The following is a 529-nucleotide window of genomic DNA, read 5'->3' on the forward strand; positions in this document are numbered from 1 at the left end:
GGAACAGGGCGAGCGTCGCGACGATGCCGCAGGCGGCCGCCGCCATCAGCCAGTAGCTCGGCGCCGCCCGGTCGCCGGTCTTCTCGATCAGGAAGGTCGAGACCAGCGGCGTGGCCGTGCCGAACAGCGCGGTGGCGAGGCTGTAGGCCAGCGAGAAGCCGCTCGCGCGGACGTGCGGCGGCACCACCTGGGAGAGGGAGACCACCATCGCGCCGTTGTAGACGCCGAAGAAGAACGAGAACCACAGCTCGACGGCGAGCATCTTGCCGAAGGTCGGGTCGGCCACGAGCCAGTGCAGGGCCGGGTAGGTCGTCAGCAGCGACAGAGTCGAGATCGTCAGCAGCACCGGCTTCCGGCCGACGGCGTCCGACAGGGCCCCGCCCACGGGCAGCCAGATGAAGTTCGTGATCGCCACGAACAGCGTGACGATCAGGCTGTCGGTCTCGGTGAGCTTGAGGACGTTCCTGCCGAAGGTCGGGGTGTAGACGGTGATCATGTAGAAGGTCACCGTCGTCATCGTGGTCAGCAT

Annotated in this window: 1 protein-coding gene; it reads right to left on the minus strand. The window is 67.3% G+C overall.

Features of this window, described 5'->3' with window-relative positions; translation table 11 throughout:
• A partial coding sequence (locus tag ACU8YC_RS26075) for an MFS transporter (protein ID WP_446896123.1) occupies positions 1-529 on the minus strand: 529 nt, incomplete at both ends.

Source organism: Citrobacter sp. VF227 (assembly GCF_052950715.1).